11 protein-coding genes are annotated in these 14,974 nt (G+C 74.3%); 7 read left to right on the top strand and 4 right to left on the bottom strand.

Annotation, left to right across the window (positions count from 1 at the left end; genetic code table 11):
* The first annotated feature begins 31 nt into the window (after positions 1–31).
* On the top strand, positions 32–1,300 hold the full coding sequence (locus tag ACZ6RT_RS10585) for a DUF418 domain-containing protein (RefSeq protein WP_470153021.1): 1,269 nt from the start codon (positions 32–34) through the stop codon (positions 1,298–1,300).
* A 4-nt stretch (positions 1,301–1,304) separates the two neighbouring features.
* Here the strand turns inward: ACZ6RT_RS10585 and ACZ6RT_RS10580 are convergent, their stop codons facing one another.
* From ACZ6RT_RS10580 to ACZ6RT_RS10570, 3 genes are all read right to left on the bottom strand, one after another.
* Positions 1,305–1,697, bottom strand: coding sequence for a VOC family protein (locus ACZ6RT_RS10580; RefSeq protein ID WP_470153019.1), 393 nt, complete (start codon positions 1,695–1,697; stop codon positions 1,305–1,307).
* A gap of 117 nt (positions 1,698–1,814) precedes the next feature.
* A complete protein-coding gene (locus tag ACZ6RT_RS10575; protein WP_399186147.1) occupies positions 1,815–3,197 on the bottom strand; it encodes a GH39 family glycosyl hydrolase in 1,383 nt (460 codons plus the stop codon).
* A 220-nt stretch (positions 3,198–3,417) separates the two neighbouring features.
* Positions 3,418–4,443, bottom strand: coding sequence for a phosphotransferase family protein (locus ACZ6RT_RS10570; protein WP_470153018.1), 1,026 nt, complete (start codon positions 4,441–4,443; stop codon positions 3,418–3,420).
* 198 nt (positions 4,444–4,641) lie between these two features.
* Here ACZ6RT_RS10570 and ACZ6RT_RS10565 point away from each other — a divergent pair, with 198 nt between their 5' ends.
* A complete protein-coding gene (locus ACZ6RT_RS10565) occupies positions 4,642–5,724 on the top strand; it encodes a GNAT family N-acetyltransferase (protein WP_399186149.1) in 1,083 nt (360 codons plus the stop codon).
* A gap of 6 nt (positions 5,725–5,730) precedes the next feature.
* Here the strand turns inward: ACZ6RT_RS10565 and pdxR are convergent, their stop codons facing one another.
* Complete coding sequence (gene pdxR / locus ACZ6RT_RS10560; protein WP_470153016.1) at positions 5,731–7,359, bottom strand: MocR-like pyridoxine biosynthesis transcription factor PdxR; 1,629 nt, start codon at positions 7,357–7,359, stop codon at positions 5,731–5,733.
* Between the two features lie 67 nt (positions 7,360–7,426).
* Here pdxR and ACZ6RT_RS10555 point away from each other — a divergent pair, with 67 nt between their 5' ends.
* The 5 genes from ACZ6RT_RS10555 (at position 7,427) to ACZ6RT_RS10535 (ending at position 14,952) form a co-directional block, all read left to right on the top strand.
* On the top strand, positions 7,427–8,071 hold the full coding sequence (locus tag ACZ6RT_RS10555; protein ID WP_399186151.1) for a pyridoxamine 5'-phosphate oxidase family protein: 645 nt from the start codon (positions 7,427–7,429) through the stop codon (positions 8,069–8,071).
* Positions 8,072–8,154: 83 nt separating this feature from the next.
* Positions 8,155–10,113, top strand: a complete 1,959-nt coding sequence (locus tag ACZ6RT_RS10550; protein WP_470153014.1) for a serine/threonine-protein kinase — start codon at positions 8,155–8,157, stop codon at positions 10,111–10,113.
* Positions 10,114–10,232: 119 nt separating this feature from the next.
* Complete coding sequence (locus ACZ6RT_RS10545) at positions 10,233–11,930, top strand: serine/threonine-protein kinase (RefSeq protein WP_470153013.1); 1,698 nt, start codon at positions 10,233–10,235, stop codon at positions 11,928–11,930.
* A gap of 31 nt (positions 11,931–11,961) precedes the next feature.
* Entirely contained in the window at positions 11,962–13,461 is a 1,500-nt protein-coding gene (locus ACZ6RT_RS10540) for a hypothetical protein (protein ID WP_399186154.1), read from the top strand.
* A gap of 57 nt (positions 13,462–13,518) precedes the next feature.
* Positions 13,519–14,952: a DUF2510 domain-containing protein gene (locus ACZ6RT_RS10535; RefSeq protein ID WP_470153011.1), complete on the top strand. Its 1,434-nt coding sequence runs from the start codon at positions 13,519–13,521 to the stop codon at positions 14,950–14,952.
* The last annotated feature ends 22 nt before the right edge of the window (positions 14,953–14,974 follow it).

The raw sequence follows: 14,974 nt of genomic DNA, 5'->3' as shown, positions 1-14,974 counted from the left end.
CGCGTCCCGGAACGCACGAAGGACGAATCGGATGCTCGCAGGGGAACCCCGTGGCGGCGGGGCGGGGGCCCCGGCGAGGGTCTCGGGACGCCGGATCGAGGCGGTCGACGCGCTCCGCGGCTTCGCGCTGTTCGGCATCGTGGTGGTCAACATGACCTACCTGGCCTCGGGGTACCGGATGGCGGGGCTGGCCGCGCCGATGTTCTCCACCCCGCTGGACTGGGGGACGCGCTGGTTCGTCTCGGTGCTCTTCGAGAACAAGTTCTATCTGCTCTTCGCGTTCCTGTTCGGCTACAGCTTCACCCTCCAGGTCGACTCGGCGGCCCGGGCCGGGACGCCGTTCGTACCCCGGTTCCTGCGCCGCCTGGGCGGGCTCCTGCTGCTCGGCGTCGCCCACGGCGTCCTGCTGTTCCCCGGTGACATCCTGGCCACGTACGCGCTGGTGGGGCTGGTCCTGCTGGTGGTGCGGCGGATCACCCCGCGCGCCGCGGTGATCGCGGCGGTGGCGCTGACGGTCGCGCTCGCCGCGGGCGTGCTGCTGCTGGCCGGGCTGGCGATGCTGGGCGCGGACGCCTCCGGGACGGTCTCCGGGAACGCCACCGAGGCGGCCCTGTCCGACCGCGCACTGCACGGCTCCGCATCCATGATCATCGATGAGCACCTGCACCGGCTCGCCAAGATCCTGCTGCTGCGGGTCTTCCTCCAGGGGCCCACGGTGCTCGCCGCCTGCCTGGTCGGGATGGCCCTGGGCAAGCTGAGGCTGCTCTCCGACCTGTCGGGGTACACGACCGCGCTGCGACGGCTGCAGTGGGCGGGGTTCACCGCAGGGCTCGCCGGGGCCCTGGTGTACGCGCACTCCACCTGGTCGGGCGGGGGGCAGGCGTACCACATGGTCGGGCAGTCGGTGAACCTGGTCACCGCGCCGCTGCTGGCCGCCGCCTACGCCGCCACCCTGCTGCGGCTGCTCCCGCACAGGCCGCGCCTGAACGGTCTGCTCGCGCCCCCGGGCAGGCTGGCGCTGACGAACTACCTGGGGCAGTCGCTGGTCGGCTCACTGATCTTCACCGGGTACGGGCTGAGCCTGGTGGACCGGCTCGGCCCGTTACCGGCGGTGTCGATCGGCGTCGCGGTCTTCGCCGTCCAGGCCGCATGGAGCCGGTGGTGGCTGCGACGGCACCGGTACGGGCCGATGGAGTGGTTGCTGCGCTGGTTCACCAACTGGCGCCGGCCCGGCCGCCCACCGGTCTCCCCCGCCCTCGGATCGTCCTCCGCACCGGACGACGGCCGGGGAACCGGGTGAGGGCTCAGGCGGGGCCGAGCAGGTCCCAGCGGTTCCCGGCGATGTCGGTGAAGACCGCGATCCGGCCGTAGGGCTCGGTGCGCGGCACGGTCACGAACTCGACCCCGGCCGCCGTCATCCGCGCGTGGGCCGCGTCGAAGTCGTCCACCCGCAGGAAGAAGCCCACCCGGCCGGCGATCTGGTTCCCGACGACGGCGGCCTGGTGCGCACCGTCCGCACGGGCCAGCAGGATGCCGGTCTCCCCGCCGGGCGGGCGCACGACGACCCAGCGCTTCGGGCGGCCGTCGTTCGTCAGCGAGGGCGAGTCGTCGACGAGGTCGAACCCCAGGGCCTCGACGAAGAACGCGATGGCCGGGTCGTAGTCGTCCACGACGATCGTGACCAGGTCGACTCTCATCCTGGTGATCGTAGTGTCCCCCGGCGGCCGGACGGCCGTACCCGCGGGGCCGGGCGGCGTCCCGGGAGAACCGGACGGCCGTACCGGGGAGGCCGGGCGGGGCCCCGGAAAGAGCCCCTAGGCCACGGCGCGCTCGCTCCACCTGACCTCGTACGGCCTCAGCTGCACCTGTCTGCCGTCCACGACGGTGCTCACGGCCACGTTCGCGGTGTTGACCATCACGAGCTGGCGCTCCTGGGCCAGGACGCGCACCCTGGGGTCGGAGGAGGCGACCGTCTGCAGCGTGACCCCGAGCGGGAACCACTTGGCGAAGCCGCTCAGGACGCCCGCCATGGGCAGCTCGGCGCCGGTGTCGGGATCCCAGAGGCAGCCCCGGCAGGGCTCGTCGTCACCGGCGGACTTGAGCTGGGGGTTCCAGTAGAGCGAGGTGGTGACGCCGCTGGTGGCGAACTCCATCATCGCGGCCGTCTGGACGGCGATCCGGCGTTCCTCGGTCCAGTCCCTGCTGGCGGGCTCGACGTACCACTCGGCCCACCAGACCGGCAGGCCGCCGCTCTTCTGCCGCAGCCAGGTGCTGAGGGCGCCGAACTTGCCGAGAGCGGTGAACTCGTCGGGGTAGGCCCCGGCCTCCTTGGTGACCGAGGCGCCGTCCACCACGATGAAGTCGGCGCCCTTCTTGTTCTGGATCCAGTACTGGATCGCCTCCAGGTCGCGCTGGTCGATGCTGCCCCAGGGGCCCTGCAGCTCCGCTCCTGCGGGGCGGGTGCTGCTGCTGCCCACCGACACGTACGGGCCGCCGACCTGGATGTCCTCGTCGACGGCCTTGAGCGCCGTGTAGACCTTGTTGTAGAAGTCGGTGTAGCCCTCGATGTCCCATCGGTTCTGGGCCGGGTTCCAGAAACCCTTCAGCTCGTTCCACACCATGAAGTGCTTGACCGTGGGGTAGCGCCTGGCCACGGTCGCGGCGAGCTCGGCGTAGTCGTCGAAGTGCTCGCGCAGCGGCGCGGTCTCCAGCTGCGACCAGTCGGTCCGGCCGGTGGTGCCGCCCTTCATCCAGTCGGGCGAGCAGCAGAGCGTGATGATCGGAAGGGCCTTGGAGTCGGCCATGAACATGATGCGGCGGTCCAGGTCGCGGAAGTCGTTCTTGCCCGGCGCGGGTTCGGGGTTCCCTGCGCCCCAGCCCATGATGTGCTGGTTCTGCAGGAACGGCACCCGGCTGAGGACGTGCGAGGCCGCCTCGGCGACCTTGCGGCTCGCGTTGTCGGCGCTGAACTGCGTATGGGTGATGCCCCAGCGCGGCCACCGCTCGACGGTGGGGGGCTGCTCCAGCGTCGGGGCCGCCTGCGACGGGGGGATGGTCATCTTCTGCCCGCGGGGGACGTCGGGCCTGGCCGCCAGGGTGATGATGCTCACCACGAGCACCACCGTCACGACCAACGCCCCCAGTGCGACCGGCCAGGCCGGGCGCCGTCGCTGGTGCCGTCCGCTAGTCGGTATCACCGGTTCCTCGATCCTCGCAGGTCAACGAATGTAGCGTTCCACGGTGGCGGCGGTCGTGACGGCCCCCGGGACCGGTTCACAGGTAAGCGTTACCGACCGCCTCACCAGCGTATCCAGAGCCGCTTGCGCGACGCTTGAAACTTCTACCGTAGGTGCCCGCCGACCCTGGATTCGCCGGTCGGCGCCGTACCGGTGATCGAACGGGCGCCGGGCGCGCGGGTCAGCCCTCCAGGACCCGCAGGGCCCGGTCGAGGAGGGTGGGGACGGCGGCGCCGATGTTCTCGAAGCCCTCGCCGACGGTCTTGCCCTGCCTGAACCTGGCGTGGATGCCCTCCACGATGACGGCGAGCTTGTAGTTGCCGAAGGCGACGTAGAAGTCCAGGTCGGTCAGGTCGGCCCCGGAGACCCGGGCGTAGTGGGCGGCGAACTCGCGGGCGGTGAGGAAGCCCGGGGCCACGGTGACGTCCCCGGCGACCGGGATCGAGGCCCGTTCCTCGTCACCGGGGTCGTGCCAGTAGGTCAGGGTGAGGCCGAGATCGGCCAGCGGGTCGCCGAGGGTGGACATCTCCCAGTCGACGACGGCGAGGATCTCCGGATCCGGCGAGAGCCGTACGAGCGTGTTGTCGAGCCGGTAGTCGCCGTGCACCAGCGTCGAGGCCGAGCGCGCGGGCAGCCGCTCGCGCAGCCGGGCCACCAGGCGGTCGTACGCGGGCGACTCGGCGGTCCTCGACCGCTCCCACTGCTGCCCCCAGCGCTCCAGCTGGCGGGCCATGTACCCCTCTGGCCGGCCGAAGTCGGCCAGGCCGGCCCGCTCGTGGTCGACCGCGTGGATCGCGGCGAGCACCTCGGCCAGCCGCTCCGACAGCCTCCGGGTCTGCCCGGGACCGAGGTGCCGGACGTCCTGGCGGCTCCGTACGGCCGCGCCGTCCACGTACGCCATCAGGTAGAACGGCGCGCCGATCACGTCGGGGTCGGCGCAGAAGGCGACCGGCTCGGGCACCGGGACACCGGTCGGCGCGAGCGCCGAGATCACCCGCCACTCCCGCCTCATGTCGTGGGCGGTCGGCAGCACGTGTCCCAGCGGGGGGCGGCGGAGCACCAGGCGTCGGGCGGGGGTCTCGACGACGTACGTCAGGTTCGACCTGCCCCCGGCGATCAGGGAGATCCCGGCCGGCTCCCCGACGTCGGGGAGGTTGGCCGCCATCCACCCGACGAGACGGGACCGGTCGATGCCAGGGGTGCTCATGGCCACCAATTAGAACGCCACTCGGGCGAGCCGCGCCAGCCGGGCCCGCACAATGAGATCCCGAACCGTTGCCTTCCCCCGGGTCTTCACCATGCGGCGCGTCCTTTATCGTTACATTACGCGCCTACCCGCATGCTTGGGCTTGCGGCATCCTTCTCAGGATGACGTAGGGGAACCCGCACACCCCAGTAGGAGCTCATGCGCGTTTCAATCGTTCAGCCCCGTGATCTCGGACCGGCCGACATCGACCGGTGGCGGACTCTGCAGGGGGCCGACCCGGCCTTCGACAGCCCGTTCCTGTCGCCCGAGTTCACCGTCACCGTCGGCGCCCTGCAGGAGCGCGTCCGGGTGGCGATCCTGCACGACGGGCCGGACACGGTGGGGTTCTTCCCCTTCGAACGTCATCCGCTGGGCATCGGCATGCCGGTGGCCGCGGGCCTGACCGACGCACAAGGGCTGATCCACTCCAAGGACGTGGAGATCGACCCGCAGATGCTGATCAAGGCGTGCGGCCTGGCCGTCTTCGAGTTCGACCATCTGATCGCCGGTCAGCCGCTGCTGCTGCCCGGACACGAGCGGCACCCCTCGCCCATCATCGACCTGCGCGACGGCTTCGAGGCGTACGTCGAGACGATCAAGGTGCGCTCCGGCAAGACGTACCGCTCGACGGCCTACAAGAGCCGCAAGCTCCAGCGCGACGTCGGCCCGCTCCGGCACGACTACGCCGTCACCGACCTGGCGCCGCTGCGCACCCTGCTCGGCTGGAAGACCGAGCAGTACCGCCGCACCGGCCGCAGCGACCGGTTCGCCAAGCCCTGGATCGTGGAGCTGGTCGAGCGGCTGCTCGCCACCGACACCGAGCACTTCGGCGGGGTCCTGGACATGCTGTACGTGGACGGGAAGCCGGTCGCCGGGCACTTCGGGCTGCGCACCGCCACCACGCTCGCCGGCTGGTTCCCCGCCTACGACACCGCGTTCGCGAAGTACTCCCCCGGCCTGATCCACCACCTGGCCATGGCCGAGAAGGCGGCCGGGGCCGGTATCCGGGTCATCGACATGGGCCGCGGCGAGAAGGAGTACAAAGAAAAGCTCAAGAACGGCGAGTACGAGGTCGCCGAGGGCCGTGTCGCCCGGATGAGCGCCGGTGCCGGGGTGCACTGGATGCTCCGGGTGCCGGTGCGCAAGGCGCGCGGCACGGTCCTGGCGAACCCGCTGCTGCGCACGACCGCCGACCGCGCCCTGAAGACCTACGGCAGGCTCCGGACGTCGCTGCAGTCCTGACGACCCTCATCGCGGGGTGGGAACGTTCCCACGCGGTCCCGCGAGCTCCGCGAGCTCCGTGGGCCTCGCGGGATCGGCAAGGCCCGGCAGGCCCGGGGGCTCCGCGAGTCTCACGGGCTCCGCGTGCCCGGTGCCTCTCGCGAGCTCCGCGAGCTCCGCGACCAGCGACAGGCCCCGCCGGATCTCCGCCGGGGACTCCGCGCCGTAGCCGATGACCAGGCCGTGCCGCAGCGGCGGCCCGTGGTAGTGGCGTTCCAGCGAGTCCAGCAGCACGCCGTGGGCGGCGGCGGCCTCGACCAGGGGGGCGACCACGTGCTCCGGCAGCTCCACCAGGACGTGCAGGCCCGCGGTCTCTCCGGTCACCCCCGGTCCGAGGACGTCGACGACCGTGGCGCGGCGGCGCGCGTACTCCAGCCGCATCCGGCGCAGGTGACGGTTCAGGTCCCCCCGCTCCAGCAGGATCGTCACCGCCTGCTGGGCCGGTCCGCTGGTCCGGTCGGCCAGGTCGTCCCGGGTGACGGCGACGGCCTCGACCAGCTCCGGTGAGGCGACCAGCCAGCCGACGCCGATGTCGGGGGTCAGCGCCTTGCTCAGGCTGCCCAGCAGCACCACCCGCCCGGGGTCGAGGCCGTACAGGGCGGGCAGCGGGGCGACGTCGTAGCGGAACTCGGCGTCGTAGTCGTCCTCCACCACGATCGCGCCGGTACGGCGGGCCCAGGCCAGCAACCGCTCCCGGCGCGCGACGGGCAGGCGTCCGCCGAGCGGGTACTGGTGGGCCGGGGTGGTGTAGAGCAGGCGCAGGTCGTCCGGGAGGGCCTCCACGATGACGCCGTCGTCGTCGACCGGGCAGGGCACCACCCGCGCGCCGCGTCCGGCGAAGGCGTTCCTGGCGACGCGATAGCCGGGTTCCTCGACACCGGCGCGGTCACCGGGCCGCAGCAGGGTGGCCGCGATCAGGTCGAGCCCGTTCCCGGTGCCCCGGGTGACCATGACGCCCGACGGCCCGACCGGGATGGCCCTGGTCCTGCGGAGGTGCTCGGCCAGGGCCTCGCGTAGCCGGGGCAGGCCGCGCTGGTCGGGGTCGATCGCCGGGGGCAGGTCGGCCGCGCCGCGCCAGGCCCGGCGCCAGGCGGCCCTGTCGTAGTCGTGGACCCACGGCATGCCGGGACGCAGGTCGATCACGCGTCCCTCGCCCGTCCGGGGCGCGGCCTGCCGCCGCACGGGCCTGGCGGCGCGCCCGCTCCCGGAGGGCGGCGCCGCCTCTCCGGCACCCCGGGGGCCGCCGGGACGATCCCCCGCCGGGGCCGGGGACGGGAGCACTCCCGGGGACACCGGGGACACCGGGGACACCGGGGACACCGGCGCCGCGGGCACGATCACGTCGGCCACATAGGTGCCGGAGCCGTGCCGGCCGTCGAGCCAGCCCTCGGCGTAGAGCTGCTGGTAGGCCTCGGTGACGACGGTGCGGCTGACCCCGAGCTGACGGGCGAGGGCGCGGCTGGAGGGCAGGCGCTCCCCCGAGACGAGGGCGCCCCCGCGCATGGCGTCCCTGAGGCTGTCGCCCAGCTGGACGGCGAGCGGCCTGCCGGCCTCGCGGTCCAGGGTGACGGGCAGGTCGACGGCGGGGCGCGGCAAAGTGGTCTCCTGTAAGCGTGTGAGAGTGGACGTGTCGTCCATGTCCACTTCTTCCTAGGGTAGTGCCATGCTCTCTACGACTCCCCGCACCACCCTCGGCCGCGCCAAGGACAGGGGCCGCACCTGTCGCGAGGACCTGTACGCGGTGCTCGACGCCGGGCTGGTCTGCCACCTGGGCGTCGTGGCCGGAGGCGTCCCGATGGTCGTCCCCACCGGCTACGGCCGGATCGGCGACACCCTCTACCTGCACGGTTCGACCGGCGCCACCTCGCTGCGGGCGGAGGGGGAGGTCTGCGTGACCGTGACCCACCTGGACGGCATCGTGCTGGCCCGCTCGTCCTTCCACCACTCGATGAACTACCGCTGCGCCATGGTCTACGGCCGTCCCCGCCGGGTGAAGGACGCCGAGGAGCGGCTGGCCGCGCTGCGGGCGATCACCGAGCAGCTCGCCCCGGGCCGCTGGGACGCCACCCGCAAGCCGACCCCCAAGGAGCTCGCCGCGACCGCGGTGCTGGCCCTGTCGCTCTCCGAGGCGTCGGTCAAGGTGCGCCAGGGCCCGCCGCTGGACGACGAGGAGGACTACGCGCTGCCGGTCTGGGCCGGGGTCCTCCCGCTCCACCAGTCCTGGGGGACACCGGAACCCGACCCGGCGATGACGGCCGACCTGCCCGTCCCCGACCACGTGGCGTCCCGAACCATACCCGTTCGGTAAGGGACGACGGCCAACCGGCCCCGTGCGTCACGCGTCTCCCATCTGCGAGGGCCGCATCCGGCCCCGCGGACCATGGAGGCGTCATGACGGCCAGCGGCTGGACACCGCCCGGCTACACCGAGCTGAGCGAGCTCGGCGCCGGCGGCGGCGGGCGGGTGGTCCTCGCCCGCCACGACGAGTCGGGCACCCGGGTGGCCGTGAAGTACCTTTCCGAGCGCCTCCGGGAGGAGCCGGGCTTCCTGGCGGGCTTCCGCGAGGAGGCCAGGCTGCTGGTGGAGCTGGGCGACGAGAACGTGGCCCGGCTGTACGAGTACGTGGAGACGCCCCTCGGGGCCGCCATCGTCATGGAGGCCGTGGACGGCGCCTGCCTGCGCGCGATCCTGCGCGAGCACGGCTCGACCGGGCCCGAGGCGGCGCTGGCCGTGCTCAAGGGCTCGCTCCTGGGGCTGGCCGCGGCGCACGGGGCCGGGCTGGTGCACCGCGACTACAAGCCGGAGAACGTGCTCGTCCGGCGCGACGGGGTCAGCAAGCTCGTCGACTTCGGCATCGCGGTGCGGGCGGGGCGGGACGCCCCGGCGGCGGGCACCCCGCCGTACATGGCGCCCGAGCAGTGGACGGGCGGGCCGGCCTCCCCCGCCTCGGACGTCTACGCCGCCACGGCCGTCTTCTTCGAGTGCCTGACCGGTCACCCCCCCTACCGGGCCGGTGAGCGGGTGGTGCTGATGCACCGGCACCTGACCGCGCCGATCCCGGTGGACGAGGTGCCCGAGCAGGTCAGGGAGCTGGTCGCCAGGGGCATGGCCAAGGATCCCCGGGACCGGCCGGCCGGTGCCCGGGAGTTCGTCGCCGAGCTGGAGCGCGTCGCGACCGCCGGCTACGGCGAGGAGTGGGAGGAGCGCGGCCGGTCCCGGCTGGCCGCGCTGGCGCTGCTGTTCCCGGCGCTGCTCGGGGCGGACCCTCCGGCGCCGTCGGCCGGGACCACGCTGTTCCGTACCGTGCTGGACTCGCTCCGGCGCAGGCCCGCCGGTGCGGCGGCGGGCGCCGCCGTCCTGGCGCTGGTGGTGGGCGGCGCCGGGGTGTACGCGCTGGCCTCCGACCGTCCGGCCCGGCCCCGCCAGGCGGCCGCGCCGGCCGCGGCCCCTCCCGCGTCGTCCTCCCCGCTCGCGCGCGGCCGCCTGCTCCCGACGCCGTCCACCGCGGGGCCCTCCGGCGGGCCGGGATCACCCTCGGCCCCCGCGTCCCCGGCCACGCCCTCGGCGGGTCCCCTCGGTCCCACCGGGGCCACCACCTCGGCGGGGCCGCTCCCCTCCTCCGCGCCGCCCTCGCCCGGCGCCCCCACCGGGAAGACCGGCACCCCGGCCCCGACGGGCGGGGCGACCACCTCGCCGCCCGCCTCGGCGACCCCCTCCCCGGCTCCCTCGCGGACGCCCGCGCCGACCTCCCCCGCGCCCTCCCCGTCTGCACCGCCGACGGCCACGCCGACCCCGACGACCCCGGGGTCGTCCCGGGCTCGGGTACGCCGGGTGCAGATCCTGCGGGCGGGCGTCGACGCGCGGGGCGCGGCGTCGATCTCCGTCTCGGTACGGGCCGCGAACACCCGCGCGGTGCGGCTGCGCGTGGTCTTCCGCGCGGGCCGGGCCGTGCGGAGGACCGTCGTGCCGCTGTCCGCGGCGACGGACTACACCCCCGCCGTCGCGTTCGCCTTCCCGAGGTCGGTGTGCGGGACCGCCTGGAGCGCGGTGGCGACCGGCCTGCCCTCGGGCGTCACGAGCACCGCGAGCGGCACCGTGCCCGCCTGCGCCGGGCCGGCGCGCAGGCCGAGACCGGCCCCGGTCACCTCCCCCGCCCCCGGGCCCGTCCCGGAACCGGCGGCCGGCCGCACGACCCGTGCCGTCCCCGGGGCCGTGCTCACCCCCGCCGCGCGCCCGGCCGTGGAGTCGCGGTCCACCTCGCGGCCGCGCGCCACCGGCGACGCGAGGCCCGGCCCCGTGATCTCGGTCGTCTCCCCAGCGAGGACGGGGTCCGCGGGCTCCACCGGCTGATCGCCGGGCACCGCGGCCATGAGAGTGATTCGTGAATAAGGCGTGGAAGATGTTTATATGTGGCTAAGCTGCGGTCCGTCTGTTGTGGGTGGGGGGCCCGACGACTGAGGAGACCAGTTATGTACGGCACGCCATCGGCATGGCGAGTCCCGGGGTATACCGAGATCCGCGAGCTGGGGGCCGGTGCCACCGGGCGCGTGGTGATGGCGCGTCACGACGCCGACGGCGTCATGGTGGCCATCAAGTACCTTTCCGAGGAGCTCAGGAGCGACGTCGGTTTCGTGGCGCGCTTCCGGCACGAGGCCCGGGTGCTCAACACGCTGACCAGCCCGCACTCGGTCCGGCTCTACGACTACGTCGAGACCGGCGAGGGCGCCGCCATCGTCATGGAGCTGGTCGACGGGGTCGCCCTGCGGGCGCTGCTGCGCTCGGAGGGGCCGACCGGCCCGGAGGCGGCGCTGGTCGTCCTCAAGGGCTCGCTCCTGGGGCTGGCCGCCGCGCACTCCGCGCGGGTGGTGCACCGCGACTTCAAGCCCGAGAACGTGATGGTGGAGGCCGACGGGGCGAGCAAGCTCGTCGACTTCGGCATCGCGGTCCGCTCGGGCGACGACGACCTCCCGGCCGGGACGCCGCCGTACATGGCGCCCGAGCAGTGGATGGGCGGGCCCGCGGGGCCCGCCACCGACGTCTACGCGGCCACCGTGGTGTTCTTCGAGTGCCTCACCGGCACCCGGCCCTACCGGGCCACGAACATCGCCGCGCTGGCCCGCCAGCACCAGACCGCGCCCCCTCCGATCGAGGAGGTGCCCGCGGGCCTGCGCGGCCTGGTCGAGCGCGGCCTGGCCAAGCACCCCGCCGACCGGCCGCCGACCGCCGCCGCCTTCCTGACCGAGCTGGAGGCCGTGGCCGCCGAGTCGTACGGGCCGGACTGGCAGGAGCGCGGACGGCACCGCCTGGCCGCGATGGCCGGGCTGCTGGCGGCGCTGTTCCCGCTGGACGCGCCGCCGCCCTCGGGCGCCGACTCCTCGCTGGCCATGACCGAGCTCGGCGACCACGACCGCGACTACGACGACGCCGACCGTTCGGAGGGGTCCTCCTCGTTCCGCAGGCTGGGCGTGAAGATCCTCGTCGGGGTCGGCTGCGTGGCGGTGATCGGCGGGCTGGCCACGTTCCTGGTGCGCTCGGGCGACCCCACCGAGGTCAAGTCGCAGAGTTCCGTCACGACGCAGAGCCCGTCCCCGGCCGAGACGGTCGTTCCCGCGGAGGAGACCGAGGAGCCGGTCGAGGAGCCTCCGGCCGAGGACACGGCCGATCCGACGCCGTCCCCGAGCACCACCTCCACCGCGGCCCTGCCGCCGGTCGCCGAACCGGCCACCACCACCGGCCCGTCGGCGACGCGCACCGCCCGCCCGACCCCCCGGCCCACCACCCGCCCGACCAGGCGGGCGACCACCCGCCCGACCGCCGCGCCCGCCCCGGAGGAGGAGCCCACGCCGGAGGAGGACGCCACCCTGGGCGACCCCGGTCCGGGCACGCCGACGACCAGGCAGCCGTCCGCCACGCCGGACTCTCCGCGCCCGACGAACTCCCCGACCCGGACACAGCCCACGAGCACCCCCACCGAGACCGGCGGCTCCAGTCCCGACCCCACGACGACGACCACCCCCACCGGAGGCGTCGGGCTCACCTCCTCGCCCTCGCCGCTCGAGGCGGCGCCTGCGGCGTTCCTCGCGCTGGGCCTGGTGACGAGCGGCGCCGTACCGTTCACACTGGTGGTCGGGCGTGGCATGGCGGGACGGTACCGGAGACGCCGGTAGGCGGGAGATCGAGCAGGACCATGAGCCGAGCATGAGCACCGGACCGGGAGACCTCGGCGGCTTCCGGCTGACCGGTCGTAGCCGGGCCGACGACCTCGGGGTCTGGTCGTCGGTCGTCTCGGCCGACGGGAGGCCGGGGAGCGCGCTCAGGTTCGACCCGCGGTCGGTCGCCGACCCCGCGGCGCGTGAGCGGCTGGTCGCGGCCGTGGTCGCCGACCGCAGGCTCGCGCAGGGCGGCCCGAACGGCCTGGTCCCGGTCGCCGACCTCCTCATGGCCCGGGGCGAGGTGTGGCTGATCACGTCCCTGCCGGTCGTGCCGACACTGGGCGACCTGCTGTCCGGCGTGCCGGGGGCACCGGCCCCCGACGCGGGCAGCGCGGCCACCGTGCTGGTGGAGACGGCGCAGGCGCTGCTGGCCCTGCACGCCGCCGGTCTGGCCCACGGCGAGTTCCACCCGGGCACCGTGGTGATCGCCTCGGACGGGTCGGCGCTGCTCGCGAAGCGGGGTCTGGCCGACGCGCTGTCCGGCAGGCCGTCCCTGCCGGAACGGGACGTGGCGGCCTGGGCGTCGCTCGCCCGCGGGCTGGCCGCCGGCTGGGCCTCGGACGACCCGGAGGGGGCCCGGCTGCTGGAGCGGGTGGCGGCCAGGGCCTCCGCCCGCGGGCTCGCCCCCGCCCGCGACGCCCTGGTCGCCGGACGTGAGGTGCTGCCGCCCGGGTTCGCCACCCGCGACCGGCTCGTACAGGCCCTGCACCGCTGGTCGGCGCTGGAGGCCGGGCGCCCGGCCTCCGGGCGGGCGGATCCCGGGCATCGGTCACCGGGGCATCCGGCGACCGGCCAGCCGGTACCGGGATATCCGGCGCCCGAGTATCCGGTGTCCGTACCGGACGAGGGGGAGATCGTCACCCTGCTGCGCGTCCCGGGCGAGGCGGAGCGGCACGGCCCGCCGTCCCCGGAACGGCCGCCCGGCGCGGAGCGGAGCGAGGACGTGGTCATGCGGTTCGGCCCGGGGGTGCCCTCGGAGACCACGGCCGCCCAGCTCTGGCGGGCCGGCCGGGACCTCCAGCAGACCCAGCCCCCCGCCGAGAGGCTCAGGGCCGTCGCGGCCCCTCGCGAACGGCGGCGTCGCGGCCGTACGGTCCTCGCCTCGGTGATCCTCGCGCTGATGGTCGTGGCGGCGCTGGCGCTCTGGCTGTTCCGTGGCCCGGCGACGCCGCTGGAGGTGACGGGGGTCAGCGTCAGCGCCCCGGAGGGGACGCAGGGATGCGACGCCAAGATCCGTATCGTCGGCGTCCTGACCACCAACGGCTCGGCGGGAGAGGTCCGCTACCAGTGGAAACGCAGCGACCGCAAGAAGCCGATCGTGCAGAGCGACCGGCTCGCGGCCGGGACGACCTCGCACGAGGTGGTCCTGGACTGGACGGTCAAGGGCGAGGGGGACTTCCGGGGAACCGCCACCCTGCTGCTGCTCTCCCCCACCCCCGCGACCGGGAAGATCCAGGACAGGGCCAGTTTCACCTATGAATGTTGACGGGGGACCGCAAGGTCCACAATGCGGCACAAAGCCGTTCTTACTACTCTGGCGGCCATGACCACGCAGATCCCATCCGGCTGGTATCCCGATCCCTACGGCTCGCCGCTGCTGCGGTGGTGGGACGGTAGCCAGTGGACCGACGCCACCCATCAGGCGGACGCCTCCGCCGGGCAGGACGGTCCCCAGGGGCCGCAGACGGGCCCCTCCCCCCAGCAGCATCACACCGGCCCCGGGCGGACCGGGCCGTTCTCCGGGCAGGGAGGGCCGGGAGGCCCCGCCGGACCGGGAGCCACCGGCCCGGGATCCGCGATGCCGGGACCGGGCGGTCAGGGTCCCGGCGGTCAGGGACCCGGTGGGCCGGGCGGTCAGGGACCCGCGCTGCCGGGACAGGGCGGCACCGGACCGGGACCCGTCTGGGCGGGACCGGGCGGACCCGGTGGGCCGAACGGACCGGGTGGGCCGAGCGGGCCCGGCGGGCCGGGGGGAACCGGTCCCGGGCCGGTCTGGGCGGGACCGGGCGGACCCGGAGCGCCGGGAGCTCCGGGAGCGCCGTACGGGACGGGTCCCGCCGGGCAGGCCGGGCCCGGGGGACCGTGGGACCGGCAGCCCGTCCAGCACCAGGCGCAGGGCGGCCCCCCGGGACCGGCGTGGGGCGGCCCGCCCAACGGCACCGCGCAGATGCCCCTGCCGCCCTTCGGGACCTACCCGGCGGGGCCGCCTCCGCGCAAGCGCGGCCCGCTCCCGTGGATCCTGGGCGGTGGCGGCGTGCTGGTCCTCGTCGTCGTGCTGGTGGTCGCCGCGATGTACCTGCTCGACCCGTCCAACAGGAACGTGGCGAGCCCGTCCGTCCCCCCGTACACGCCGCCCCCCTCGGCGACGCGGGAGCCCTCCCCCGAACCCAGCCTGGAGCCGAGCCCGGACCCGTCGGCCTCGCGGGGTGCCGCGCTGCCCGAGCCCGTGGACGGGCGCGTCACGGATCCGGTGACCGGCCTGTCGTACGAGGTGCCGGAGGGTCCCTGGAAGGTGCCGCCGAACGTCGGCGGCGGGCTCGGGTTCACCTGGACCAGCGCGGTCGTGGCCGTCGCCCAGGAGAACTACAACGGCCAGGGCGGTGACTGGCTCGGCAACGTCATGACCGCCGAGCTCCCCTCGCCGTACGGCTACCAGGGGCCCGCCAGCATGCGCTCGACCGCCGCGACGCTGCTGCAGATCATCGAACCGGCCTTCTACACGCCCCCGCACACCCGGAAGATCATCGAGGACAAGGCGATCAAGGTGGACGGCAGGGACGCCTGGTTGCTGGAGTTCGACCTCGACTTCTCCGACGAGGCCGAGGCCAACGACTGGAAGTGGAAGAGCGAGCGGGCCGCGTTCGTCATCGTCGACCGGGGCCAGAACGAGCGCCCGGCGCTGGTCTACATCTCCGTACCGGACAATCTCGACACCTCGGTGGTCGACAAGGTGATCAAGTCGTTCAGGATGTCGTGAGAGTGGGGACTACCCTGAGGGC

Source organism: Streptosporangium sp. NPDC050148 (assembly GCF_055586505.1).
Note: the sequence above shows the minus strand (reverse complement) of the source record. Positions and strands in the feature narration are given on the sequence as shown.